This window comes from Halomonas sp. ANAO-440, from assembly GCF_019915905.1.
Classification (GTDB): Bacteria; Pseudomonadota; Gammaproteobacteria; order Pseudomonadales; family Halomonadaceae; genus Halomonas; species Halomonas chromatireducens.
The window spans coordinates 1-670 of the sequence record NZ_JAHXBV010000055.1 but is presented as its reverse complement, the minus strand read 5'-3'; the positions used below and the strand labels follow the sequence as shown (position 1 = coordinate 670).

3 tRNA genes are annotated in these 670 nt (G+C 55.8%); all 3 read left to right on the top strand.

Features of this window, described 5'->3' with window-relative positions:
• Nucleotides 1–95: 95 nt before the first annotated feature.
• The 3 genes from KZO25_RS19795 (at nt 96) to KZO25_RS19785 (ending at nt 473) form a co-directional block, all read left to right on the top strand.
• A tRNA-Ile gene (locus KZO25_RS19795) sits at nt 96–172 on the top strand.
• Between the two features lie 118 nt (nt 173–290).
• Nucleotides 291–366, top strand: a tRNA-Ala gene (locus KZO25_RS19790).
• A gap of 18 nt (nt 367–384) precedes the next feature.
• Nucleotides 385–473 (top strand) — tRNA-Ala (locus KZO25_RS19785).
• Nucleotides 474–670: the final 197 nt, after the last annotated feature.

The following is a 670-nucleotide window of genomic DNA, read 5'->3' as shown; positions in this document are numbered from 1 at the left end:
ACGCCTCGCGGCAAGTGCTCACAATGAATTACCTGATCGACCAGAGCAAGACTGTTTGGGTCAGCGAGAGATCGCTGATACATCGGTAGCAAGCCGGGTCTGTAGCTCAGTTGGTTAGAGCGCACCCCTGATAAGGGTGAGGTCGGCAGTTCAAATCTGCCCAGACCCACCAAATTTTATCCAGTACGGCGTTATTTCGTGACTCGCATAGCAGGCTATGCGTCGCCCCGAAATGCCTTGTCCTGAATAAAATTAACCGAACCGACCCTTAGGGGAAGGCCAGGGTCAGTGGGGCCATAGCTCAGCTGGGAGAGCGCCTGCCTTGCACGCAGGAGGTCAGCGGTTCGATCCCGCTTGGCTCCACCACTTTCCGCAGGAAAGTCCGGAAGAGCTCAGTTGGGAGAGCGCCTGCCTTGCACGACAGGAGGTCGCGCCGGGGTCGCGCACGACTTCGAACCCGCTTGGCTCCACCATCTCTCGCGTCACCTGCACACCCACAGTCGAATTACCTGATCGGATCCGCAGTCATAAGCCATCCTCGCACCGTGCGATGACGGGTTTATGACTGTCGATTGACAGTCTGCTCTTTAACAATGTGAATCATGCTGACAAGTTCTTCCTGAAAGGGAAGGACAACGTGATACGTCTCAAGCGTATCCGGCAATTGTCG